At 61.7% G+C, this 24,844-nt stretch carries 21 protein-coding genes and 1 pseudogene; 13 read left to right on the top strand and 9 right to left on the bottom strand.

The features are described 5' to 3' along the window. Positions 1–32 precede the first annotated feature (32 nt). The gene (locus AC19YX_RS24020) at positions 33–1,991 is read left to right on the top strand and encodes a monovalent cation:proton antiporter-2 (CPA2) family protein (protein ID WP_500607200.1); all 1,959 of its coding nucleotides are present in this window, start codon (positions 33–35) and stop codon (positions 1,989–1,991) included. Positions 1,992–2,014: 23 nt separating this feature from the next. Here the strand turns inward: AC19YX_RS24020 and AC19YX_RS24025 are convergent, their stop codons facing one another. Beyond that, a complete protein-coding gene (locus AC19YX_RS24025; RefSeq protein ID WP_201131881.1) occupies positions 2,015–3,223 on the bottom strand; it encodes an ammonium transporter in 1,209 nt (402 codons plus the stop codon). A 333-nt stretch (positions 3,224–3,556) separates the two neighbouring features. Between AC19YX_RS24025 and AC19YX_RS24030 the strand changes: the two genes are divergently transcribed. From AC19YX_RS24030 to AC19YX_RS24060, 7 genes and pseudogenes are all read left to right on the top strand, one after another. Next, positions 3,557–3,871 carry an ElaB/YgaM/YqjD family protein gene (locus tag AC19YX_RS24030; protein WP_020299716.1) on the top strand — a complete coding sequence of 105 codons (315 nt, stop codon included), beginning with the start codon at positions 3,557–3,559 and terminating at the stop codon, positions 3,869–3,871. Position 3,872: 1 nt separating this feature from the next. After that, entirely contained in the window at positions 3,873–4,262 is a 390-nt protein-coding gene (locus AC19YX_RS24035) for a phage holin family protein (RefSeq protein ID WP_020299715.1), read from the top strand. After that, positions 4,259–4,600: a hypothetical protein gene (locus tag AC19YX_RS24040; protein ID WP_078470645.1), complete on the top strand. Its 342-nt coding sequence runs from the start codon at positions 4,259–4,261 to the stop codon at positions 4,598–4,600. The genes AC19YX_RS24035 and AC19YX_RS24040 overlap by 4 nt, the downstream gene beginning before the upstream one ends. Positions 4,601–4,729: 129 nt before the next feature. Beyond that, positions 4,730–5,893, top strand: a complete 1,164-nt coding sequence (locus tag AC19YX_RS24045; RefSeq protein WP_201131882.1) for an EAL domain-containing protein — start codon at positions 4,730–4,732, stop codon at positions 5,891–5,893. Between the two features lie 75 nt (positions 5,894–5,968). Further along, positions 5,969–7,300, top strand: a complete 1,332-nt coding sequence (locus tag AC19YX_RS24050) for a deoxyguanosinetriphosphate triphosphohydrolase (protein ID WP_201131883.1) — start codon at positions 5,969–5,971, stop codon at positions 7,298–7,300. Between the two features lie 305 nt (positions 7,301–7,605). Then, positions 7,606–8,231, top strand: a pseudogene (locus AC19YX_RS24055) (response regulator). Positions 8,232–8,428: 197 nt separating this feature from the next. Next, positions 8,429–11,377, top strand: a complete 2,949-nt coding sequence (locus AC19YX_RS24060; protein ID WP_500607201.1) for an HD domain-containing phosphohydrolase — start codon at positions 8,429–8,431, stop codon at positions 11,375–11,377. Positions 11,378–11,383: 6 nt separating this feature from the next. On the opposite strand, the gene AC19YX_RS24065 is transcribed toward AC19YX_RS24060, so the two are convergent. Together AC19YX_RS24065 and AC19YX_RS24070 are read right to left on the bottom strand one after the other, a co-directional pair. After that, positions 11,384–11,866 (bottom strand): GAF domain-containing protein, encoded by a 483-nt coding sequence (locus AC19YX_RS24065; protein WP_500607202.1) that lies wholly within the window; start codon positions 11,864–11,866, stop codon positions 11,384–11,386. Then, entirely contained in the window at positions 11,863–12,753 is an 891-nt protein-coding gene (locus AC19YX_RS24070; protein WP_201131886.1) for a DUF815 domain-containing protein, read from the bottom strand. The genes AC19YX_RS24065 and AC19YX_RS24070 overlap by 4 nt, the downstream gene beginning before the upstream one ends. Positions 12,754–12,920: 167 nt before the next feature. On the opposite strand from AC19YX_RS24070, the gene AC19YX_RS24075 reads away from it, so the two are divergent. Next, complete coding sequence (locus AC19YX_RS24075) at positions 12,921–15,242, top strand: hybrid sensor histidine kinase/response regulator (RefSeq protein WP_500607203.1); 2,322 nt, start codon at positions 12,921–12,923, stop codon at positions 15,240–15,242. Here the strand turns inward: AC19YX_RS24075 and AC19YX_RS24080 are convergent. The 3 genes from AC19YX_RS24080 to msrB form a co-directional block, all read right to left on the bottom strand. Then, positions 15,226–15,687 (bottom strand): MarR family winged helix-turn-helix transcriptional regulator, encoded by a 462-nt coding sequence (locus AC19YX_RS24080; RefSeq protein WP_201131888.1) that lies wholly within the window; start codon positions 15,685–15,687, stop codon positions 15,226–15,228. The genes AC19YX_RS24075 and AC19YX_RS24080 overlap by 17 nt on opposite strands. Next, positions 15,684–16,169, bottom strand: coding sequence for a glutathione peroxidase (locus tag AC19YX_RS24085; protein WP_201131889.1), 486 nt, complete (start codon positions 16,167–16,169; stop codon positions 15,684–15,686). Before AC19YX_RS24085 ends, AC19YX_RS24080 begins: the two co-directional genes overlap by 4 nt. A 111-nt stretch (positions 16,170–16,280) precedes the next feature. Continuing rightward, positions 16,281–16,673 (bottom strand): peptide-methionine (R)-S-oxide reductase MsrB, encoded by a 393-nt coding sequence (gene msrB, locus AC19YX_RS24090; protein WP_020299704.1) that lies wholly within the window; start codon positions 16,671–16,673, stop codon positions 16,281–16,283. 224 nt (positions 16,674–16,897) lie between these two features. Between msrB and AC19YX_RS24095 the strand changes: the two genes are divergently transcribed. Continuing rightward, positions 16,898–18,109: a pyridoxal phosphate-dependent aminotransferase gene (locus AC19YX_RS24095; RefSeq protein WP_020299703.1), complete on the top strand. Its 1,212-nt coding sequence runs from the start codon at positions 16,898–16,900 to the stop codon at positions 18,107–18,109. A 303-nt stretch (positions 18,110–18,412) separates the two neighbouring features. Beyond that, a complete protein-coding gene (gene htpX / locus AC19YX_RS24100) occupies positions 18,413–19,300 on the top strand; it encodes a protease HtpX (protein WP_020299702.1) in 888 nt (295 codons plus the stop codon). A gap of 69 nt (positions 19,301–19,369) precedes the next feature. On the opposite strand, the gene AC19YX_RS24105 is transcribed toward htpX, so the two are convergent. Further along, positions 19,370–20,029, bottom strand: a complete 660-nt coding sequence (locus tag AC19YX_RS24105; protein WP_500607204.1) for a thiopurine S-methyltransferase — start codon at positions 20,027–20,029, stop codon at positions 19,370–19,372. Positions 20,030–20,133: 104 nt separating this feature from the next. Here AC19YX_RS24105 and AC19YX_RS24110 point away from each other — a divergent pair, with 104 nt between their 5' ends. After that, positions 20,134–20,901, top strand: coding sequence for a DODA-type extradiol aromatic ring-opening family dioxygenase (locus AC19YX_RS24110; protein WP_078470659.1), 768 nt, complete (start codon positions 20,134–20,136; stop codon positions 20,899–20,901). Positions 20,902–21,005: 104 nt separating this feature from the next. Here AC19YX_RS24110 and AC19YX_RS24115 read toward each other — a convergent pair whose 3' ends face one another. Further along, on the bottom strand, positions 21,006–22,679 hold the full coding sequence (locus tag AC19YX_RS24115; RefSeq protein WP_020299699.1) for a DEAD/DEAH box helicase: 1,674 nt from the start codon (positions 22,677–22,679) through the stop codon (positions 21,006–21,008). A gap of 419 nt (positions 22,680–23,098) precedes the next feature. Here AC19YX_RS24115 and AC19YX_RS24120 point away from each other — a divergent pair, with 419 nt between their 5' ends. Continuing rightward, positions 23,099–23,890, top strand: coding sequence for a crotonase/enoyl-CoA hydratase family protein (locus AC19YX_RS24120; RefSeq protein ID WP_421548377.1), 792 nt, complete (start codon positions 23,099–23,101; stop codon positions 23,888–23,890). Positions 23,891–23,964: 74 nt separating this feature from the next. Here the strand turns inward: AC19YX_RS24120 and AC19YX_RS24125 are convergent, their stop codons facing one another. Further along, complete coding sequence (locus AC19YX_RS24125; protein ID WP_078470661.1) at positions 23,965–24,720, bottom strand: spermidine synthase; 756 nt, start codon at positions 24,718–24,720, stop codon at positions 23,965–23,967. Positions 24,721–24,844 lie beyond the last annotated feature (124 nt).

A 24,844-nucleotide genomic window follows, 5' to 3' on the forward strand; every position in this document is an offset into this window, starting at 1 on the left:
CCCCCACGTGCGCCCCCTGTCCGGAGATACCTGTGTTTGCCAATCTGTTGATCATTCTCGCCTCGTCGCTGGTGGTGATAGCCCTGTTCCGGCGCCTGCGCCTGCCGCCGGTACTGGGCTACCTGTGCGTCGGCCTGCTGGTGGGGCCTACGGCATTCGATTGGGTGAATGACAGCGAAGACCTGCCGGACCTGGCCGAATTGGGGGTGGTGTTTCTGCTGTTTTCCCTGGGGCTGGAATTCTCCCTCTCGAAAATGCTCGCCCTGCGCCACGTGGTGTTCGGCCTGGGGAGCTTGCAGGTGCTGTGCTGCGGCGTATTGCTGGGCAGCCTGCTGGCGATCTTCGGCATGCCCCTGGGCGCGGCACTGATGCTCGGTACCGGCCTGGCCCTGTCATCGACGGCAATTGTCAGCAAGGAACTGACCAGCCTGGGGGAAATCTTCAGCAGCCACGGCCAGAACGCCATCGGCGTGCTGCTGTTTCAGGACGTGGTTGCGGTGTTGCTGCTGACCCTGGTGCCGGTGTTCGCCGGCCACAGCGAGCAGGCCTGGTACTGGGCCTTGCCGAGCACCCTGGGCAAGACCGTGGTGCTGTTTGTCGGCCTGCTGCTGGCCAGCCGCTGGTTGCTGCCGCGGCTGTTTCACGAGGTTGCTGCTTCCCATTCCGCCGAGCTGTTTGTGCTGCTGGCGCTGGTGATCGTGCTGCTGACCGCCTGGCTGACCCACCTGCTTGGCCTGTCCCCGGCCCTGGGCGCGTTTCTGGCCGGGATGTTGCTGGGTGAAAGCCACTACCGGCACCAGATCGAGGCCGACATCCGGCCGTTTCGCGACATCCTGCTGGGCCTGTTTTTCGTCAGTATCGGTATGTTGATTGACCTGCAATTGTTCGCCAGCCACGGGCTGCTGATTCTCGGCCTGACCCTGGCGTTGCTGCTGATCAAAGGGACGGTGGTGGCGATCCTGCTCAAGCTGCGGGGCAGCGATGGCGAAACCGCCTGGCGCAGCGGCCTGGCCCTGGCCCAGGGCGGCGAGTTCTGCTTTGCCCTGATGGCGCAGATGCAACAAGGCCAGTTGATGCCCGCCGAGATCAGCGGCCTGCTGCTGGCCGCGACGTTCTGCTCGATGTTGCTCACGCCCCTGCTGTTGCGGGCGGCGCCGGCGATTGCCGCACGCTTGCACCGCAAGCCAAACCAGGAAGCCCGGCTCGAAGAAATCAGCGCCCTCACCGCCGAGCTGCAAGGACACGTGGTGATTTGTGGTTATGGCCGCGTGGGCCAGTCGATCGGGCGCTTTCTGCGCCGCGAGCAGCAGCACTTCATTGCCCTGGATGACGACCCGGTGCGGGTCCAGGAAGCGGCGGCGGGTGAAAGCTGCGTGCATTACGGCGACTCACGACGCGGCGACCTGCTCACCGCCGTCGGCCTGGAGCGCGCCCGGCTGGTGGTGATTGCGGTGGATAAAACCGATATCGCCCTGCTGGTGCTCAAGGAAGCCCGACGCCTGAATCGCCAGGTGCCGATCCTGGTGCGCACCCGAGATGACAGCCAACTGGCCGAACTCAAGGCCGCCGGCGCCAGCGAAGTGGTGCCCGAACTGCTGGAGTCGAGCCTGATGCTCGCCTCCCATGCCCTGATCATGCTCGGCGTGCCCGAACAGCAGGTGCAGGCCAAGGTCGACGATGTTCGCCGCGACCGCTACCAGTTGCTTCACGGTTTCTACCACGGGGCGCAAAGCAACCTCATGGACAACAATGGCCAGCCCCGGGTGCTCAAGCATGCGGTCAACCTGGGGCCCGACGCTCACGCCTGCTACCTGCCCTTGAGCGCCCTGGGCCTGGAACAACTGGGGGCCCAGGTGCAGTGCATCCAACGCGACAGCAAGGAACTCTCGGCCGACACCGCGACCCGTCTGCAGCCCGGCGATACCTTGGTGCTGTGCGGCCCCCTGGGAGCGATCGAAGCCTGCGAAGCACGCCTGCTCAGCGGCCTTTAGCTCGCGCCGTGGAACGACCGCGGTCAGTCCTGACTGACCGCGCCGATCTTGTGCAGCGACAGGTCGGCGCCGTAATACTCCTCTTCCTGGCTCAGGCGCAGGCCGTGGCAAGCCTTGATCGTGCCGTACACGGCAAAGCCGCCGAGCAGCGCCACCATCACCCCGAGGGTGGTGCCGATCAACTGGCTGGCCAGGCTGACCCCGCCCAGGCCACCCAGGGCGCTCTGGCCGAAGATCCCGCAGGCGATGCCGCCCCACACGCCACACAAACCGTGCAATGGCCAGACGCCCAGCACATCGTCGATCTTCCATCGGCTCTGCGCGGCGATAAAGCACCAGACAAACAAGGCGCCGGCAATGGCCCCGGTGACCAGCGCCCCCACCGGGTGCATCAGGTCGGATCCGGCACAGATCGCCACCAGCCCGGCCAATGGGCCGTTGTGCAAAAAGCCCGGGTCATTGCGCCCGACAATCAACGCCGCCACGGTGCCGCCGACCATCGCCATCAGCGAGTTGACCGCCACCAGGCCACTCACGCCTTGCAGGGTCTGGGCGCTCATCACGTTAAAGCCGAACCAGCCGACAATCAGAATCCACGATCCCAGGGCCAGGAACGGAATGCTCGAAGGCGCAAACGCCACCAGCTTGCCGTCGCGATAGCGGCCATTGCGCGGGCCCAGCAACAGCACCGCCGCCAGCGCCAGCCAGCCGCCCATGGCGTGCACCACCACCGAGCCGGCAAAGTCGTGGAAGCCGGCGCCAAAGCGCGCTTGCAACCAGGCTTGCAGGCCGAAATTGCCATTCCAGACCATGCCTTCGAAAAACGGATAGATGAACGCCACGATCAGCGCCGTCGCACACAGTTGCGGCACAAAGCGCGCCCGCTCGGCGATGCCACCGGAAATAATCGCCGGGATCGCCGCGGCAAACGTCAGCAGAAAGAAGAACTTCACCAGCCCGTAGCCGTGATCGGCACTGAGCACCGCCGCCGGCTGCAGGAAGCTGACGCCGTAGGAGATCCAATAGCCTATAAAGAAATAGGCCAGGGTCGAGATCGCGAAGTCACTGAGGATCTTCGACAGGGCATTGACCTGATTCTTCTGGCGCACGGTGCCGACTTCAAGGAACGCAAAGCCGGCGTGCATGGCCAGGACCATGACCGCGCCAATCAGGATAAACAGCGAGTTGGAAGCATGGACCAGACTGTCCACAGCGCTTTGCAAATTTTCCATGGGGTTGGCAGACCTGATATCAGCAATAGACCCCTGATGCTGTGGACCAGGCTACTTGCACCAAGTTGGCACCAACCACCCCTTGGCGGGGTCATTGGCGAACCGTTTTGGCGCAGAGCCGGTGTCGAGGCAAATCGTGCTCGGGGATCAAAGGTTCGATTTTTGGTTTTTTAGGCTAAGGTTTGACGCGCCTTGCGGGTGCGGGTGCGCGTTTTCAGCGCAATCGCCCGAGATTGCGCACCACGACAAAGCAAAAGCTGTACCAGAGATTTGCACTGAACCTTCAGCCAAGGCTCATACTCGAAACACTCACAAGCCACTACGGAGATAACCATGGCCAGCAAAACGGCAAAGACTGCTCAAGAAATACTGATGGCGGATTTTCAGGCACTGGTCAGTGACACGGAACGTCTGCTGGAACACACCGCGACCCTGGCCGGCGACCAGGCCGACGAGTTGCGCGGGCAGATCCACGACAGCCTGTTGCGCGCCCGCGAAACCCTGCAACTGACTGAAGACTCCCTGCGCGAACGCGGCAAGGCGGCGGTCACTGCCACTGAAGACTATGTCCAGTCCAACCCCTGGCAGTCGGTCGGCATTGCGGCAGGCGTGGGCTTTTTGATTGGCTTGCTGGCGACACGGCGCTGATATGGCTATCGGTGACTCCGACTCGCCCGCAGCGGGCGCAAGCTCCTCATCGCGGCGCCTGGGCGCTGCTTTCCTGGGTTTGTTGCACAGCCACGTCGAGCTGTTCGGCATCGAGCTGCAAGAGCAGAAATCTCGCACCGTAAGCCTGTTGCTGTTTGCCGGACTGGCCCTGGTGTTCGCCTTGCTGTTGCTGGTGGGGCTGTCGGCGCTGGTGCTGATTTTGCTCTGGGACACCTACCGCCTGGCCGGCATCATCGGACTGTGCGTGTTCTACAGCCTGGCCGCGCTGTTTTGCGCCATGCGCCTGAGAGCCGCGATCTTCGATGAGTCCTCGCCCTTCCACGGCACCCTCGAAGAACTCGCCAACGACCGGGAGCGCCTGCTGCCATGAACCTGCCCGAGATTCCGCAAAACAGCTCCCGCCGGGAAATGCGCAAGGCGCTGATTCGCTTGCGCATGGAAATGCATCGCCAGGAAATCCGCCACGAATCCCAGCAACTGCTCCAGCCCTTGCAGCGCATGCGCGGGCTGGGTCAAAGCTGGCAAGCCGGTTTTGGTATCAAGCACGCGCCGTTATGGGGCGTGGCTGCGGTGACCCTGCTGGGGTTTTTCACCGGCAAGGGGGCCAAGGGCGGCGGCGTCAGCAGCCTGACCCGGATAGTCCGCCTGGGCACCACCCTGGTGCCGCTGATCAAACTGGCCATGCAAGGCTCCTCGCGTAAAAACTAGTCAGTCTGAATCTGGCTGCATTCTTGCTAAGCATCCTCGATCGGCCCCTTTATCAAAGGGGCCGTTTCCTGCCTGTCCAACCGACAGTCGCCGGCTTCAAATCCAACAAGACACACTTAAGGAGGCCATGTGATCGACGGGCAACCGCTCGCCTGCTTTCAGCCATTCATCGATACCGCCACCGGGCGTATCGCGGGTGTCGAAGCCCTGGGGCGCCTGCGCCAGGCTGATGGCCAACTGGCTTCGGTCGGTCCTCTGTTCGCCGACTCCAGAACCCCCTCGACCGCCCTGCGCCGCCTTGATCGCCTGATTCGCGACAACGCCCTGAGCCGCCTGCACGAAGCGCCCGAAGAGTGGTTCCTGAGCCTGAATATCTCGCCGCGCTGGATCAGCCGCCTGCGCAGCGGCCAAGCCCTGCCGAGCCTCAAGCAGTTGCAGCAACACGGGGTCGACCCACAGCGCATCGTGTTCGAGATCACCGAACTGGGCGGCAACAGTCAGCGCCTGGCCGAAGTGGTGGCGCGTTATCGCGAGGCCGGGGCGCGTATCGCCATCGACGACTTCGGCGCCGGCTATTCCCAGCTCGATCGGGTGCTGGCCCTGCAGCCGGATATCCTCAAGCTCGACATGCGCCTGTTCCAGGCGGCGGCCCGAGGCGGCCCGAGCAGTGACGTGGTCAAGGCCCTGGCACAGATGGCCGAGAAGACCGGCTGCTGGATCATCGCCGAAGGAGTGGAGACCGAGGCCGAGCTGAGTTTCGCCCTGGAGTGCGGTTCGCGCTATGTGCAAGGGTTTCTGTTTGCCCGCGCCGAGGAACATTTTTTCGCCAGCGACGCCTTTGTCGCGCCGTTCGCCCGACTGCGCGAACGCTACGTGCAGCACAAGCTCGGCGAGCGTAATCGATTGATGGTGATGCGCCAGCAACTCGCCGAGCTGATGGCGATTCTGCAAGCCTGGGCCCAAGCTCAGGCGCCGATCAGCCAGCTGCCACAGTTGCAGGCATTCCCCTGGTTGCTGCGCTTCTATCAATGCGACCGCCATGGCACGCAACTGACCCCCAACCTGGAGTGGCGCAACAACGGCTGGGAAGCCAACCACAGCTATGTTGGGCACAACTGGTCGTGGCGACCGTACTTCTATCACCTGCTGGCCGAAGGCTGGGACGAGCGCCGCCTGACCCTGTCCAACACCTACCGCGATGCCACCAGCAACCAGTATTGCCTGACTGCCGGGCAGTTTTTCGATAATGGCCAACGTCTGCTGTTGATCGATATCGATGCCGCCGGGCTTTAGTGATTAGCAGCACTTGCAGGTCGTGACGCGAACCGGGAAGCTAGCCCATCAGTCACTTGACGGAGAGACCCAGCCTTGGATTGGCAGACCCTGCTCAACCGCGAACGCCTCGGAAAACCGCTGCACAGCCCAGAAGAACTCGGCCGCAGCCCCTTTCACAAAGACCACGATCGCATCATCTTCTCCGGCGCCTTCCGCCGCCTGGGACGCAAGACCCAGGTGCACCCGGTTACCAGCAACGATCACATCCACACGCGCCTGACCCACTCCCTGGAAGTCAGTTGCGTCGGCCGCTCCCTGGGCATGCGGGTCGGCGAGACGATCCGCAGCGCCCTGCCCGACTGGTGCGAACCCAGCGACCTGGGGATGGTGGTGCAATCGGCCTGCCTGGCCCACGACATCGGCAACCCGCCCTTCGGCCATTCCGGTGAAGATGCCATCCGCCACTGGTTCCAGCAGGCTGCCGGACGTGGCTGGCTGGATGCGATGAGCGAGGCCGAGCGCAACGACTTCCTCAACTTCGAAGGCAATGCCCAGGGGTTCCGGGTACTGACCCAGCTCGAATACCACCAGTTCGACGGCGGCACGCGCCTGACCTACGCCACCCTCGGCACGTACCTGAAATACCCCTGGACCGCACGCCACGCCGACTCCCTGGGCTACAAGAAGCACAAGTTCGGCTGCTACCAGAGCGAGTTGCCGCTGCTGGAGCAGATCGCCCACAAACTCGGCCTGCCGCAACTCGAAGAACAGCGCTGGGCCCGCCATCCGCTGGTGTACCTGATGGAGGCCGCGGATGACATCTGCTACGCCCTGATCGATCTCGAAGATGGCCTGGAGATGGAGCTGCTGGAGTATGCCGAGGTTGAATCACTGCTGCTGGGGCTGGTGGGTGACGACCTGCCCGAGACCTATCGCCAGCTCGGCCCTCAGGATTCACGCCGGCGCAAGCTGGCGATCCTGCGGGGCAAGGCCATCGAGCACCTGACCAATGCCGCCGCCCGCGCGTTCGTCGAGCAACAGGATGCGCTGCTGGCCGGCACCCTGCACGGTGACCTGGTGGAGCACATGCACGGCCCGGCCAAGCGTTGCGTGCTGAACGCCAAGGACATCGCCCGCAAGAAAATCTTCCAGGACAAGCGCAAGACCCTGCATGAAATCGGCGCCTACACCACCCTGGAAATCCTCCTCAACTCCTTCTGCGGCGCAGCGCTGGAGCAACATGGCGGGCGCACCCCGTCGTTCAAGAACCGGCGCATCCTCGACCTTCTGGGCAACAACGCCCCGGACCCGAACTGGCCGCTGCACGCGTCGTTCCTGCGCATGATCGACTTTATCGCAGGCATGACTGACAGCTACGCCAGTGAAATGGCCCGGGAAATGACCGGCCGCTCAAGCCCGCACTAACCGGGTCCTGCCCCGCCCTTCCCCATCGTGGAAGGGCGGCATTCCCCTGATGCCCGACCTGACACTCTCAGGCACACCTTTGGACGGCTTCCAGGCCTGTTCACCGACCGCGGTGCGCAGCGCTGATGGTCGCTCATTAACATTTGCAAACGGATGTACTTCACCCAACCGCCAGCCCGTTGTAATCCCCACCTCCATTGAGCGTAGGAACCTTCCTAGTTTGCGTTTGAGGCCCTGGATCACGTAATTCCAGCGTTGAGCTGGGCTAATGTTCGGGGCCTTTAATTGCTCCGAGCAGGTTTAACATGAGTTCGATTTTCATCATCGACAACCATCCATCATGCGTCTGGCAATCCGTATCCTGATGGAACACGAGGGGCACCAGATCGTCGGCGAAACCGACAACGGCGTCGATGCCCTGCAGTTGGTCCGCGAGTGCATGCCGGACCTGGTCATCCTCGACATCTGCCTGCCCAAGATCGACGGCCTGGAGTTGCTCTACCGCTTCAACGCCCTGAGCCCCTCCCTGCGGACCCTGGTCCTGACCGCCCAGCCGCCGGCGCTGTTCGCCAACCGCTGCATGCGGGGCGGAGCCAGCGGCTACCTGAGCAAGGAGCAGGAGCTCAATGAACTGCTCGGCGCGATCAAGGCAATCCTGGGGGGCTACCACTACTTTCCCAGCCAAACCCTGTCCACCACGCCCGCCGAGCACAGCTCGCCCCTGGAACTGGCCTTGTTCCGCTCACTCAATGACCGCGAACTGATCGTCTTGCAGCTGTTCGCCCTGGGCCGTACCAACAAGGAAATAGCCACCGGCATGTTTCTGAGCAACAAGACCGTCAGTACCTACAAGAAAAGAATCATGCAAAAACTGGATATCCAGTCCATGGCCAAATTGATCGATATGGCGAAACGCAATGCACTGGTCTGACGGCCCACACACCAGGAAAAAACGGCGCTTGCCAGATAAATATCAAAACGCCACTATTCGGTATTTTCAAGACTCTGCCTTGATGTCCAGGGTGCTGGGCGGCAGCCTCCCGCTTGCGTCGCGAGGCAAAATGGATCTGCCTTAACTATGCTTACCCCCTAAGCAGCGCCCCCCCGTGCGCCCTGGAGAGCACTGCAATGCCGAGCACGCCACGGTCCGAACAACGCCGCTTTCCTCTCCACGTGCATATCAGCGTGATGTTTACCTTTTTGCTGTTGTTGACCGGTATCGTGCTGGGCTTTTTCAACTACCAGCAAACCACTCGGATCATCCTGTCCAGCAGCGAACATCTGTTCCAGCGCATCGAGCAGGATGTGCAGCAGGACCTGAAACACACCTACCAGCCGATTCGTTACCTGCTCAGCCTGCAGGCCGACAACCCGGCCATCCAGGCACCCGACCTGAATCGACGCCTGGCGCTGCTCAAGCCGTTCAGCCAATCGCTCATCGACCATGGGGAACTGGCCTCACTCTATGTGGGTTATGCCAACGGCGACTTTTTCATGGTCCGGCCGCTGCGCAGCGCCGCGCTCAAGGCCGCACGCAAGGCTCCGGAGGCGGCCGCCTACGAAGTCTGGAGCATCGAGCGCGACCCCGGCGGCGAGCAGGTGCGCTCGCAAACCCTGTTCTACGACAGCACCCTGGGCCTGCTCGATCAACGCAGCAATAGCAACGAACGCTATGACCCGCGCACGCGCGCCTGGTTTGCCAATGCTCCTCGCGATGACGAACAGATCACCACCGCCCCCTATGTGTTCTTTTCCACGCGCAACGTCGGCACCACCCTGGCCCGGCGCAGCGGCGACAGCGCAGTGATAGGCGCCGACCTGACCCTAGAGCAACTGTCCGCCACCCTGGCCAAGCACCGCGTCACCCCCAGTACCGAAATCGCCCTGATCGACGCCAACGGCAATGCGGTGGCCTACCCGGACAGTACCCGGCTGATCATCGAGGCCCAGACCGCGCGACTGATCAAGGCCAACGATCTGAGCCCGGCCCTTGATGCGTTGCTGCACGGCGCAGCCCAGGCCAATCGCCTGCAGGTGGGAGACCGCACCTGGATCGTCGCCAGCCGACATATCGCGGAAGGGGGTCCCGGCGGCCTGCAACTGGCGCTGCTGGTGCCGGAGGATGAACTGCTGGTGGATGCCTATCGCATGCGCTGGCAGGGTGCACTGATCACCTTGGCCACGCTGTTGCTGTGCCTGCCCCTGGGCTGGCTGATTTCGCGAGTGCTGGTCCGGCCGTTGCGGGCCCTGGTGCAGGAGGCCGACGCCATTCGCAGCTTCGACTTCCACTACCCGGTCACCCGGCGTTCGCCGGTGCTTGAGGTCGATCAGTTGAGTGTCTCCATGGCGCGGATGAAGGACACCCTGGCGAGTTTCTTCGAGATCACTGCCAGCCTGTCCGCCGAGACGCGGTTCGACCCGCTGTTACAACGCGTGTTGTTTGAAACCGTGAAAATCGGCCAGGCCCAGGCGGGGCTGATCTTCCTCTGCGAAAGCGAAGGCACGCGCCTGGAGCCCCACGGGCTGACCATCGACGGCCAACAGCAAGACCCGGCGGCGTTCAACCTGCCCACCCTGGTCCTCGACAACCCCCAGGGCCCGACCTGGCTGCAGCAACTGGCGAACCGCGACAGCCTGGTCACTACCCTGGGTTTCGAACAGGCCGGGAATCTGCAAAGTGTGATGTTGGCCCTGGCCTGCCCCAGCGCCCACCTGATTGGCCTGCGCCTGCGCAATCGACACAACGAAACCGTCGGCGTGCTCGTCCTGCTGCTGGTGGACAGCGGCCAGGAAGCCGACCTGGAAAAACTGCGTCCTGATCGCATCGCCTTCATCCAGGCCATATCAGGTGCTGCCGCGCTGTGCATCGACAGCCAGCGCCTGCAAAACAAACAAAAGCAGTTGCTCGACTCATTTATCCAACTGCTGGCCGGGGCCATCGATGCCAAGAGCCCCTATACCGGCGGTCACTGCCAACGGGTGCCGGCACTGACCCTGATGCTGGCCGAAGCCGCTGCCGCCAGCCAGCAACCGGCCTTCGCCGCCTACCAGCCCAATGAAGATGAATGGGAGGCCCTGCATATCGCTGCCTGGCTGCACGACTGCGGCAAGGTCACGACCCCGGAATACGTGGTCGACAAGGCCACCAAGCTGGAAACCCTGAACGACCGTATCCACGAAATCCGCACACGCTTCGAAGTCCTCAAGCGCGATGCCTGGATCAACTACTGGCAAGGCCTGGCCCGGGAAGGCGATGAATCCTCACTGGCCAGCACCCGGGATGCCGAGCTGGCCCAGCTGGACGCCGACTTCGCCTTTGTCGCCCACTGCAACGTGGGCGGCGAAGCCATGGCCGAGGCCGACTTGCAGCGCCTGCGAGAGATTGCCGAACGCACCTGGAGCCGAACCCTGGATGATCGCCTGGGGGTCTCCTGGGAGGAGAAAAAACGCCAGGAGCGCGGGCCGCTTCCAACGCTGCCGGTCCGTGAACGGCTCCTCGCCGACAAACCCGAGCATCTGTTGGAACGCGATGAAAGCGAACTGATCGCCGCAGACAACCCCTGGGGCTTCAAGCTCGACGCACCGCCGCACAAATACAACCGTGGCGAGCTCTACAACCTGAGCATCACCCGCGGCACGCTGACCCGTGAGGAGCGCTATGTGATCAACCACCACATGGTGCAAACCATCCTGATGCTCAACCACCTGCCCTTCCCCCACCATTTGCACAACGTCGCGGAAATCGCTGGCGGCCATCATGAGAAAATGGACGGCACCGGCTACCCCAAACAGTTGAAGCGCGAACAGATGAGCCTGCCGGCACGGATGATGGCAATCGCCGATATCTTCGAAGCGCTGACAGCCGCGGATCGCCCCTACAAGAAGGGCAAGACCCTGAGTGAAGCCCTGGGCATCATGGCCATGATGTGCCGTGACGCCCATATCGATCCCGAACTGTTCGGCCTGTTTATCGAGGCAGAGGTCTATCGGCATTACGCCGAACGCTTTCTGGAGCCGCAGCAGATCGATGCGGTCGACCCGCAAGGCCTGCTGCGCAAGGCCGGGCTGATGGAGTGAAGCGGATCAGCAGTCGCTCAGGCGCAGGAAAATCGCCGCCAGGGCTTCAATGCCGGTTTGATCGTCGACGCTGAAGCGGGCCAGTTTCGGGCTGTCCAGATCCAGCACGCCGATCAGCCGTCCGTCCTTGACCAGCGGCACGACCAACTCGCTGTTGGACGCGCTGTCGCAGGCAATGTGCCCCGGGAACGCGTGTACATCTTCGACCCGCTGGGTTTGCCGCGAGGCCGCAGCCGCGCCACATACACCACGACCGAAGGCAATCCGCACACAGGCGATCTGGCCCTGGAACGGGCCGAGCACCAGTTCTTCATCACGGTTGAGGTAGAAGCCGGCCCAGTTCAAATCGTCGAGCTGGTTGAACAGAAACGCCGAAAACTGCGCGGCATTGGCAATGAAATCCCGCTCATCGGCCAGCAGGGATTCCAGCTGGGCGCACAACAACCCATAGCCTTCCAGGCCCTTACCGGCGCTTTGCAAATCGATCATGCCTTTTGCTCCAGCAACTTCAGGCCAACCCAGTAGCGGGCGAATTGGTAGGCACAACGGCCATTGCGGTTGCCGCGGCCCGTGGCCCAGCGCACCGCGAGAATCTCCAGTTCCTCATCCCGCTGCCAGCTGAGGTTTGCCTTGCTCGCCAGCTCGCCGATCCAGTGCTCCACCACATTGAGGAAGTGTTCCTGGGTGAAAGGGTAGAACGACAGCCACAGGCCAAAGCGATCCGACAGGGCGATCTTGTCTTCCACCGCTTCACTAGGGTGAAGTTCGCCATCGACGCGCTTCCAGTTCTCGTTGTCGCTCTCTTTCTCGGGCACCAGGTGCCGCCGGTTGGAGGTCGCGTAGAGCAGCACGTTGTCCGGCGCCTGTTCCAGCGAGCCGTCGAGTACGCTCTTGAGCACCCGGTAATCGCCTTCACCGGCCTCGAACGACAGGTCATCGCAGAACAGCACGAAACGCTGGGGCAGCTTGACCAACTGCTCCACCACTCGCGGCAGGTCCGCGAGGTGATCGCGCTCGATTTCGATCAGGCGCAAACCGCCCTTGGCGTGTTCAGCCAGCAAGGCGCGCACCAACGACGACTTGCCGGTACCGCGCGAGCCCCAGAGCAAAGCGTGGTTGGCCGGCATGCCATCGAGAAACTGCTGGGTATTGCGTGCCAATTGCTCACGTTGCCGGTCGACGCCGATCAGATCGGACAAGCGCATGTCGAGGCTGACCTCCAGGGGCAACAGGAAGCCATTGCGTCCCTCCCGTTGCCAGCGCGCGGCCAGGCAGTGCGTCCAGTCGATGACTTGTCGCGGGGCCGGCAGCAACGGCTCAAGCCGAGCCAGGACCGCATCGGCGCGTTCAAGAAAAGCATTCAATCGAGAATCCACGACTTCTCCTCAGACAGGTTCACAATAATGGTCGGGCATCCAGACGAAACAGGAGTGCGATGCCCGTGGTCTACCCAAGCAGGATCAGCGCCAGGCCCCTGCCGGCAATAACTGACGATCAGCTATGCTTGCCCAGCGAAGGGAAACGGAAAGTGGCTCAGCATCCCATGGATATTAAATTCACCCACCGCCTGTCTTACAAACAAGCCAGGCTTACAGTGCTGGTCGGCTTCATCCTCGGGACGGCGCTCAGTCTGCTGCAAATCGGCATCGATTATGCCAGTGAAGACGCCTCCATCAATCAGGAAATACGCTCGCTCCTGGAAATCAGCCATAACCCGGCCTCGCGTATCGCCTACAACATCGACGCCGAACTGGCCCAGGAACTGACCCTGGGTTTGCTACGCTCACCGGCCATCATTGGCGCGCAACTGATCGATAACAACAACACCCTGCTGGCCAATGTCGAGCGTCCACCGCTGAAAAGCCGCTACCGGGCCATCAGCGACTTCCTGTTCGGCGCCAATCGCCAGTTCGAAGACCGGCTCTTTCTCAGCCATCTACCCGAAGAATCCTTGGGCACCTTGCACCTGGAGGTCGATACCTTCGCCTTCGGCAGCCGCTTCCTGCGCCGGGCCGAAGTGACCCTGATCAACGGCTTCGCCCGCAGCCTGATCCTGACCGGGATTCTCCTTGGCCTGTTTTACGTGATGCTGACCAAGCCGCTGGTCAGGGTGATCCGCGAACTCAGTGGCCGCGACCCGCGCAGCGCCGACCAGCCCAAGCTGGATTTCCCGCCGGGCCACGAAAACGATGAAATCGGGGTGCTGGTCAAGGTCGCCAACCAGCAGTTTGAAAACATGTCCACCGAGATCCAGCAACGGCGCAACGCAGAAAACCGCCTGACCGACTATCTTGGCCAACTGGAAAACATCGTCTCCGCACGCACCACTGAGCTCAAGGCGATCAACCAGCGCCTGAGCCAATCCAACGAAGAACTGGAAACCGCCCGCAGCACCGCTCTGGATATGGCTCAGGCGCGGGCCGCCTTCCTGGCCAACATGAGCCACGAAATCCGCACCCCGCTCAATGGTTTGCTGGGCATGATCGCCTTATCCCTGGACAGCCAGCTGAACGCCGAACAACGCCAGCAACTGTCGATCGCCCACGATTCCGGCAAGGTGCTGGTGGAGTTGCTCAACGATATTCTCGACATGTCAAAGTTCGACGCCGGGCAACTGGAACTGGAACGCATCCCGTTCGACCTCGGCGTGCTGGTCGAAGACACCGCCAATCTGCTGTCGCAGAACACCGCGTCCAGCGTCGAATTGACCTGCCTGATCGAACCCGATTTCCCGGCCCTGGTGCTGGGTGACCCGACTCGGGTGCGGCAGATCGTCAGCAACCTGCTGTCGAACGCGCTGAAATTCACCCGATTCGGCCGGGTGGATGTGCGCCTGTGCACCCACGATGACGGGGTGCGGATCGAAGTCTGCGACACCGGCATCGGCATCGCACCGGAAGCTCAACTGCGGATTTTTCAACCCTATACCCAGGCTGGCGCCGGCATCACGCGCCAGTACGGCGGCACCGGCCTTGGGCTGGCCCTGACCCACAACCTGTGCGAGGCCATGCAGGGACGGCTGAGCATCAGCTCCGAGGTGGGTTTTGGCAGCCAGTTCTGCGCCGACCTGCCGTTACCCTGCCATTCCCCGGCCGTGGCTCCGGCGCCGTTGTTTGGCACTATCCTGGCGATTACCGAGCCTGGCAGCGGCCTCGCTGAACTGCTGGGCAAACTCCTGCCGGCCTGGGGCCTGAATTATCGACGCTGCAACCTGAGCGATTCGCTGCTCGGGCTCGAGCCCGATCTGTTGATCACCGACTGCCCGGAATGCCTGTTCGGCCTGCGCCCGACCCTCTCTGCGCCGATCCTGCTGGTCACCGCCTATGGCAGTTTTCTCCCCAGTGAGGAGGCTGCGGCCCTGGCGCCGCTGCAGCAACAGGCCCGGCCATTGGCGCGCAATGCCCTGTACCAGACACTGCGTCGGGCACTGCTGGGGCACACCGTGATCATCGACGACGCTCAGCTGGAGACCTACACGCCTTTACGTCGAGCACGGATCCTGCTCGTGGAGGACAACCCGGTGAACCAACTGGTGGCCAAGGGCATGCTCAGCAAACTCGGCTGCGCCGTGAGCGTCGCGGCCCACGGTGCCGAAGCCCTCAACCTGCTGGAGCACGAGGACTTCGATCTGGTGCTGATGGACTGCAACATGCCGGTCATGGACGGTTACGAGGCCAGCCGGCAGATACGTCGCAGCGGCCGCTGGCCGGACCTGCCGATCATTGCCCTGACCGCCAACGCCATGCCCGAAGAGCGCGAACGTTGCCGCCTGGCAGGCATGAGCGATTACCTGGCCAAGCCGTTCCGACGCGAAGAACTGGCCGCCCTGCTGGACCTCTGGGTGCCGACTACGACAATGCTTTGACCTGGGCCAGCAAACGGTCCAGACCATTGCGCAACTCGTCCAAACCATTGAGGTCGACGCCGCTGTCGCAGAGCAAGGCCGCCTTGAGCGGCGGCACTTGCTCGCGCAGGGCCAGGCCCGCAGGGCTCAGGCTTAGATGCACCTCACGCTCATCCAGGACCGAGCGCTGGCGCTGCACCAGTTGCAACTGTTGCAGTCGCTTGAGCAATGGCGTCAGGGTTCCGGAGTCCAGCGCCAGGCGCTCACCCAGCGCCTTGACGGTGGGTAATTCGGGCGGCGTTGCCTGCCACTCCCACAGCACCAGCATCACCAGGTACTGCGGGTAAGTCAGGCCCAACTGGTCGAGCATCGGCTTGTAGCCACGCACCACAGCCCGCGAGGCGGCGTAGAGTTTGAAACACAGCTGACGGTCGAGGCTCAGCGAATCGGCGGACAGGTCGTTCATTTGAGCAGGGCTTCAATCTCGCTTGTCAGGTCCTGAGGCTTGGTGGTCGGCGCGAAACGCTTGACCACCTGCCCGTCCTTGCCGATCAGGAATTTGGTGAAGTTCCACTTGATGCCCTGGGAGCCCAGCAAGCCCGGCGCACGCTTTTTCAACTGAACGAACAGTGGATGGGCCTGTGCGCCATTGACATCGACCTTCTTGAAAAGCGGGAAGCTGACACCGAAGTTCAGTTCGCAAAACTCGGAAATCGCCCCCTCGTTTCCCGGTTCCTGCTTGCCGAACTGATTGCACGGGAACCCCAGCACCACCAGACCTTGATCCTTGTAGGTCTGCCACAGCTCCTCCAGCCCTTTGTACTGGGGCGTAAAACCGCACTTGCTGGCGGTGTTGACCACCAGTACGGCCTTGCCGTGGAAGTCGGCCAGGGTTGTTTGCTCGCCCTTGATGGTGGTGCACGGGATGTTCAACAGGGTGTCACTCATGGTGCAGGCTCCAGGAACAGTAAAGGCCGCTAAAAATAGCGCTCAATTAAATTGCGTACAACCTAATTCAATGGAAAGCGATTTCGAAAAATCGCTTCTTGTCGGCAGGTCTTAGCGCGGCACCAGGTCCAGGCACACCGAATTGATGCAATAACGCAGGCCGGTCGGTGGCGGCCCATCGGGGAATACATGCCCCAGGTGCGCATCACATTTGGCGCACACCACTTCAGTGCGGATCATGCCGTGGCTGACATCGCGAATCTCGACCATGGCGCTTTCACCGATCGGTTCGTAGAAGCTCGGCCAGCCGCAGCCGGAATCGAATTTGGCCCGCGAGTCGAACAAGGGCTCGTTGCAGCAGATACAGTGATAGACCCCGTCGGTCTTGGTGCCGTTGTACTTGCCCGAGAACGGTCGTTCGGTGCCTTTGAGCCGGCATACGTTGTATTGCTCGGGATCGAGCATGGCGCGCCATTCTTCAAGGGTTTTTTCCAGCTTTTCCATCATCCCTCCTCTGCAACTGAAAAAGCCCGATCTGTATCTTTTCCACGGATCAGGCGGCACGTATGATTGCGCCTCGTTAGACGCCAGTCTGGCAGCCGCGCCAAGCGCATTCAAACGGATTTTGCCGCTGCAAGCGTAGGCTACAGGCCTGTGTGAAAACGCAGGATTCCCAGTACGGTAGTTCATCCGCCATCTGGATCGTTCATTTTCGGGAACACATCGCCATGCAGGTCAGCAAATCGAACAAGCTCGCCAACGTCTGCTACGACATTCGCGGCCCAGTGCTCAAGCACGCCAAACGTCTGGAAGAGGAAGGCCATCGCATCCTCAAGCTGAACATCGGCAACCCGGCACCCTTTGGTTTCGAAGCGCCGGATGAAATCCTTCAGGACGTGATCCGCAACCTGCCGACCGCACAGGGCTACAGCGACTCCAAAGGCCTGTTCAGTGCGCGCAAGGCGGTCATGCAGTACTACCAGCAAAAGCAGGTGGAAGGCGTCGGCATCGAAGACATCTACCTGGGCAACGGTGTTTCCGAATTGATCGTGATGGCCATGCAGGCCCTGCTCAACAATGGCGACGAAGTGCTGGTCCCGGCCCCGGACTACCCGCTGTGGACCGCTGCGGTCAGCCTGGCAGGCGGCAATCCGGTGCATTACCTGTGTGACGAGCAGGCCAACTGGTGGCCGGACCTGGCCGACATCAAGGCCAAGATCACTCCGAACACCAAAGCCCTGGTAATTATCAACCCCAACAACCCGACGGGCGCCGTATACCCCAAGGAAGTGCTGCTGGGCATGCTCGAACTGGCCCGCCAGCACAACCTGGTGGTGTTCTCCGACGAGATCTACGACAAGATTCTGTACGACGACGCCGTGCATATCTGCACCGCGTCCCTGGCTCCGGACCTGTTGTGCCTGACCTTCAACGGCCTGTCCAAGTCGTATCGGGTCGCGGGCTTCCGCTCCGGCTGGGTGGCCATTTCCGGTCCCAAGCACCATGCCCAGAGCTACATCGAGGGCATCGATATGCTGGCCAACATGCGCCTATGTGCCAACGTGCCGAGCCAGCACGCCATCCAGACTGCACTGGGCGGCTATCAAAGCATCAACGACTTGGTCCTGCCCCAGGGCCGCCTGCTGGAACAACGCAATCGCACCTGGGAACTGCTCAATGACATTCCCGGCGTAAGCTGCGTCAAGCCCATGGGCGCGTTGTACGCCTTCCCGCGGATTGACCCGAAAGTCTGCCCGATTCATAACGATGAGAAGTTCGTCCTCGACCTGCTGCTCTCGGAGAAACTGCTGGTAGTTCAAGGCACGGCCTTCAACTGGCCATGGCCCGACCACTTCCGCGTCGTCACCCTGCCACGGGTGGATGACCTGGAGCAGGCAATTGGCCGGATCGGCAGCTTCCTCAAGTCTTACCGTCAGTAAGTACCCGTTGCAGTGCGATCGGTCCGCCGGTCGCACTGCGATTAATTCAGCAACACATCTTCGCTCCCCTGCCCCGCCTCCCTTCTATAAGCTGACACCCTCCCGACACACCGCTGGTGCAAGGGCTTGTAGCAAAAAACACACTTCGGGATTTATCTGATTCGCCGCAGAAATTTCATGCACGCGTCTAGGATCAGTCTGTAAGACACAGTTTGAAATAGTCACCCGGTTGAATAGCCCGGTGCCGCACCTTATATACCCCGCAGTACGCTACATCTTAAGCATGAGGAGATTTTAACAACCATGATGCGCATTCTGCTGTTTTTGGCCACTAACCTGGCGGTCGTGCTGATTGCCAGCATTACCCTGAGCCTTTTCGGCTTCAACGGGATCATGGCGGCCAACAAGGTTGATCTCGACCTTACTCAGCTGCTGATCTTCTGTGCCGTCTTTGGTTTCGCCGGTTCGCTGTTCTCGCTGTTCATCTCCAAGTGGATGGCGAAGATGAGCACCAGCACCCAAATCATCAGCCAGCCACGCACTCGTCACGAGCAATGGCTGCTGCAGACCGTTGAACAACTGTCCCGTGAAGCCGGGATCAAGATGCCCGAGGTCGGCATTTTCCCGGCTTACGAGGCCAACGCCTTTGCCACCGGCTGGAACAAGAACGACGCGCTGGTCGCGGTCAGCCAGGGCTTGCTGGAACGTTTTTCGCCGGATGAAGTTAAAGCCGTGCTGGCCCATGAAATCGGGCACGTCGCCAACGGTGACATGGTCACCCTGGCGTTGATCCAGGGCGTGGTGAACACCTTCGTGATGTTCTTCGCCCGTATCATCGGCAACTTTGTCGATAAGGTGATTTTCAAGAACGAAGAAGGCCAGGGTATTGCCTATTACATCGCGACCATCTTCGCCGAGCTGGTCCTGGGCATCCTCGCCAGCTCCATCGTCATGTGGTTCTCGCGCAAACGCGAGTTCCGTGCCGACGAAGCCGGCGCCCGCCTGGCCGGTACCAGCGCGATGATTGGCGCCCTGCAGCGCCTGCGCTCGGAACAAGGCTTGCCAGTGCACATGCCCGACACCTTGAACGCCTTCGGCATCAACGGTGGTCTCAAGCAAGGCCTGGCTCGGATGTTCATGAGCCACCCACCGCTGGAAGAGCGTATTGAAGCACTGCGTCGTCGCGGCTGATAGCGACACCAGTAACACCCAAAAGGGCGACGCGAGTCGCCCTTTTGCATGGTCGCGATGAAACCAGGCTCAGGCCTTGTCCAGCAACCGGTAGACCCGTTCGTCCAGGCGCGTGACCCCACCCTTTAGAAACTTCCAGCTCTCGCCCAGGATGTCCCGCTCCACTTCGACCTCAAGCTGCCAACGCGTGCCCAGCAAGTGCCTGACCTCTTCGTCGAGCACGGCAAAGGGCGGTCCTTCGATGAGCGCCTGATCGTAATCCATGGTGATCAGCAAGCCACGCGCGCCCTGGGGCAGTACGCGATTCAACAGCGCTGCGTACTGGCCGCGCATCTCTGGCGGCAAGGCGATCAACGCCGCCCGGTCATACAAAGCCGTGCAATCGGCGACGTCCTCGGCAGCCAGGGCGAAGATATCGCCGCACCAGAGCTGGATCGCGCCCCTCTGATAGACCTTGAAACGCCCGTGCCGAGTAACGGTGGGCGTCAGTTGCTGTTCACTGAAGAAGTCCTGGATGGCTTTTTCCGACAACTCGATGCCCAGCACCTCGTGCCCCAGGCCGGCGAGCCACTTGAGGTCCAGGCTTTTGCCACACAACGGCACCAGCACCCGCGCCCCTGGGGTGAGCCCCAAGTGCGGCCAGAACTGCTGGAGATAGGGATTGACCTCTGATAGGTGAAAGCCGATCTGATCGCGCTCCCAGCGTTTTTGCCAAAATTCCGGCTCCATGAATCACCCTGAAAATTCGATCAAAAAGCACTAAAACTTATATTAGATTTAGATTGATGATCTGATTGAAGATGGCCCTATCTTAACCCCCCAGGATCCCCTCCATGCTCCCCAGCCTGTTTATCTCTCATGGTTCACCCATGCTCGCCCTGGAGCCCGGGGCCAGCGGTCCGGCATTGGCGCGACTGGCTGCGCAACTGCCAAAACCCAAGGCAATCGTGATGGTTTCCGCGCACTGGGAAAGCCAAGACCTGCGGGTCAGCGCCAACCCGCATCCGGAGACCTGGCACGACTTCGGTGGCTTCCCCGCCGCCCTGTTCGCCGTGCAGTACCCGGCCCCGGGTGATCCGGCCCTGGCGGCCCAGGTGGTAGAGCTGCTCAAGGCCGATGGCTTGCCCGCACAGCTCGACAGCAAGCGCCCCCTCGACCACGGCGTATGGGTACCGTTGTCGCTGATGTACCCCGCAGCGGACATTCCTGTGGTCCAGGTCTCGCTACCAAGCCGCCTCGGCCCTGATCTGCAGACCCATGTCGGGCATGCATTGGCCAGCCTGCGCGAGCAGGGAGTGTTGCTGATCGGCTCCGGCAGCATCACCCACAACCTGGGTGAGCTCGACTGGCACGCCGGGCCGGAAAGCATCGAGCCCTGGGCCAAGGCCTTTCGTGACTGGATGATCGACAAGCTGGCAGCAAACGATGAGGCCGCCTTGCATGATTACCGGCGCCAGGCGCCGAATGCGGTGCGCAGCCACCCCAGTGATGAACACCTGCTGCCGCTGTATTTCGCCCGTGGTGCCGGCGGCGAATTCAGCATCGTCCACCAAGGCTTCACCCTGGGTGCATTGGGTATGGATATCTATCGCTTTGCCTAGGCGCCTCACTGGCCTGCCTGCCGCCAGGCGATAAACGCCAGGCAAAAAAAATCCCCGAACCAGTCGGGGATTTTTTATGTTCGATCAATCAGCCCGAGAGCGGATCAATCTTCGCGATAGCGACGCAGCTTCAGCTGCTTACCGGCAACGCGAGTGTCCTTCAGCTTGGTCAGCAACTTCTCCAGACCATCTTCCGGCAGCTCCACCAGGGAGAAGCTGTCACGCACCTGGATGCGACCGATCGCTTCACGAGCCAGGCCGCCTTCGTTGAGGATGGCGCCCAGCAGGTTCTTGGCAGCGATACCATCACGCGCGCCCAGCGCGGTACGGCAGCGTGCACGGCCTTCAGCCAGCGGGATCGGAGCACGACGCTCGCGGTCACCACGGTCTGGACGGTCGCCAGTGCGCTCAGGACGATCGCCACGCGGTGCGTTGTTCGGCACCAGTGGACGCTCTTTCTCGATGGCTGCCAGGGTCAGAGCCTGACCGTTGGTAGCTTTGCGCAGCAGAGCAGCAGCCAGGGCACGTGGCGTGCAGCCGATATCGGCGGTCAGGCGATCCAGCAGATCACCGTGGGTCGATTCAGCATCGGCCACCAGCGGCGACAGGCTGTTGGTCAGCTTCTTGATACGCGCGTCGAGCACCGCTTGGGCGTCCGGCAGGCGAACTTCAGCAACCTTCTGACCGGTTACACGCTCGATCACTTGCAGCATGCGGCGCTCACGTGGAGTCACCAGCAGCAGCGCACGACCTTCGCGACCGGCACGGCCGGTACGGCCGATACGGTGCACGTAGGATTCCGGGTCGTACGGCATGTCCACGTTGAATACGTGGGTGATGCGCGGTACGTCCAGGCCGCGAGCAGCAACGTCGGTCGCCACAACGATGTCCAGACGGCCATCCTTGAGGGAGTCGATCACGCGCTCACGCTGGTTCTGGGCAATGTCACCGTTCAGCGCAGCGGCTTTGTAGCCTTTGGCTTCCAGGGCACTGGCCAGATCCAGGGTCGCTTGCTTGGTGCGCACGAACATGATCAGGGCGTCGAAGTCTTCCACTTCCAGCAGGCTCAATACAGCCGAGGTCTTCTGGTCAGCGTGAACCAACAGGTGAGCCTGTTCGATCGCGGTAACGGTCTGAGTCTTGGTCTGGATCTTCACGTGTTGCGGATCGCGCAGGTGGCGTTCGGCAATGGCACGGATCGACTGTGGCAGGGTGGCCGAGAACAGTACGGTCTGACGGGTTGCTGGCAAGGCCTTGAAGATAACTTCCAGGTCGTCCATGAAGCCCAGTTTGAGCATTTCGTCAGCTTCGTCGAGAACCAGGTGGTTCACGGTAGCCAGGACTTTTTCGTCACGACGCAGGTGGTCGCACAGACGGCCCGGAGTGGCGACAACGATCTGTGCGCCATTACGGATTGCTTTCAGTTGTGGGCCCATAGGCGCGCCGCCGTAAACGGCCACAACGGTAACGCCCGGCATTTGCTTGGCGTAGGTTTCGAAAGCGGTTGCAACTTGCAGCGCCAACTCACGGGTTGGAGCCAGGATCAGGGCTTGCGGTTCGCGCTTAGCAGGATCGATGCGGTGCAGGATCGGCAGGGCGAACGCAGCGGTTTTACCCGTACCGGTTTGCGCCTGACCAATCATGTCGTGACCGGCCATGATGATCGGGATCGATTGATGCTGGATAGCCGAAGGCTCCTCGTAGCCAGTCGCGATGACGGCTGCAAGAATATTCGGATTAAGATTAAAAGCGGCGAAGCCGCCGGTTTCCTGGGTCATGGGTCTGCCTCTAAGTGCATCCGCAAAGACCCATGCTCCAAAGCTGCGCATGCCGTGTAAGACTCAAGAGTCGCCCTGGCAGCTTTGTCGGCGGGGATTTGCGAAAACGATTGAATGAAAGAATCGTCAAGGATAGTCCGCGCAGCGGACAAGCAGCCGAAGCTGACTTCGGGGAATTGCAATACCTAAACGTGGCCCGGTTAAAGGCCGGCGCGCACTATACCGGAATTACTCAAAAAAGGGAGATTTTTTTATCGGAAAACCCCGCTGTATGCCTGTGCGCCATGGGCTTTGCGGATCATCCGCCAACGGTCTATTTTGCAAAGGCCCGGCCCCGCTGGCCATGGAGCTTAAACGGTTCATCTTTCAGGCTGGTACCGTCGGTCCGAGACGCCCCTTCCCCCCCCTAGGATATGCCCATGAATCAGCCCAGCAGCAGTCGCGTCAGCCGTGAACAGCGTGGTCATCTGTTTCTGATCGGCCTGGACCGAGTCGCCAAGCGCAACGCCTTTGATCTCGAGCTGCTCAACCAGTTGAGCCTGGCTTATGGCGAATTCGAGGCGAGCAGCGAGGCCCGGGTAGCGGTGGTCTTTGCCCATGGCGAGCACTTTACCGCCGGGCTGGACCTGGCCAATGTCGGCGCGGCACTGGCTGAAGGCTGGCAGGCCCCGGCCGGCGGTTGTGACCCCTGGGGTGTGTTTGCCGGCCCCCGGGTCAGCAAACCGGTGATTGTCGCGGCGCAGGGCTACTGCCTGACCATCGGAATCGAATTGATGCTGGCGGCCGATATCAACCTGTGCGCCAGCAATACCCGGTTTGCCCAACTGGAAGTGCAGCGGGGGATTTTTCCTTTTGGCGGCGCCACCCTGCGTCTGCATCAGATCGCCGGCTGGGGCAACGCCATGCGCTGGTTGCTGACCGGCGACGAATTCGATGCCCACGACGCCTTGCGCCTGGGCCTGGTGCAAGAGGTGATGGCCAGTGAGGATTTGCTGCCGCGCGCGATGCTGCTGGCCGAGCGGATTGCCCGGCAGGCGCCGCTGGGGGTCCAGGCCACCTTGATGTCTGCCCGCCAGGCGCGCCTGGAAGGTGAAACCGCAGCAGCCCTGGGTTTGCCGCCGCTGGTGAAGAAACTCCTGAACAGCGAGGACGCCAAGGAGGGCGTGCGGGCAATGATCGAAAAGCGCCCAGGGGTATTCAAGGGTCTGTAGCCGCTGCCGAGGAACAAGGCTGCACTGGCCCTAACCCGCCGGCGCACATACCGGCCTACTGCGACGGCGGGCCATCAGGTCGCTGGGCGGATGGCCTTGATCAGCGATTGCAATGAGTAGCCCAGGCGCGGGGCCAGGGCTTCGGCGCGGGCAGACAGGGCGCCGCTGTCCAGTTCCTGGTCGAGGTCTGCGGGCACGATCAGAATCACGTTGCCCTCCTTCACCGGCAACTCCCAGTAATGCCGATGATAAAGCCCACGCAACAGCGCCGCGCCCAGGGGCTTGCCATCATCGGTGGCCCACTGGTTGATCACCAGCCAGCCACCCGGGTTGAGGCGCTTCTGGCAGTTTTCCAGGAAACCCCAGGCCAGGTGCCCGACACCCGGGCCGACATCGGTATAAAGGTCGACGAAGATCAGGTCTGCGGGTTCGGCAGTCTCCAGCAGTTCCAGGGCATCGCCGACGCGAATGTACAGCCGTGGATCATCGTCCAGCCCCAGGTATTCGATGGCCAGGCGTGGCACATCGGGACGCAGTTCGATGGCTTCGACGTCTTCCAGGGGCAGAAACTTCAGGCAGGCCTGAGTCAGGGTCCCGGCGCCGAGGCCGAGAAACAGCGCGCTTTCCGGGTGCTCATGGCACAAGGCACCGATCAACATGGCGCGGGTGTAGTCGTACTCGAGCCAGCTCGGATCGGCAGTGAACACGCAGCTCTGCTCGATGGCGTCGCCAAACTCGAGAAAGCGGTAATCGGCCACTTCCAGCACCCGGATCATGCCGAACTCATCGTGCACTTCGGCGAGCAGGTGCTCGACGCGCTCCTCAGTCATCTCATCTCCTAGGCGCAATGGGGCTCAAGCTCGCCATTGCAATCAACCAACCACTCGGCGCCGAGCGGGAAAGGCGCGATTGTCGGCCAAGCGACGGGAACAGGTCACGCACTAATTGCTGATA

This window comes from Pseudomonas sp. MF09150 (assembly GCF_059862355.1).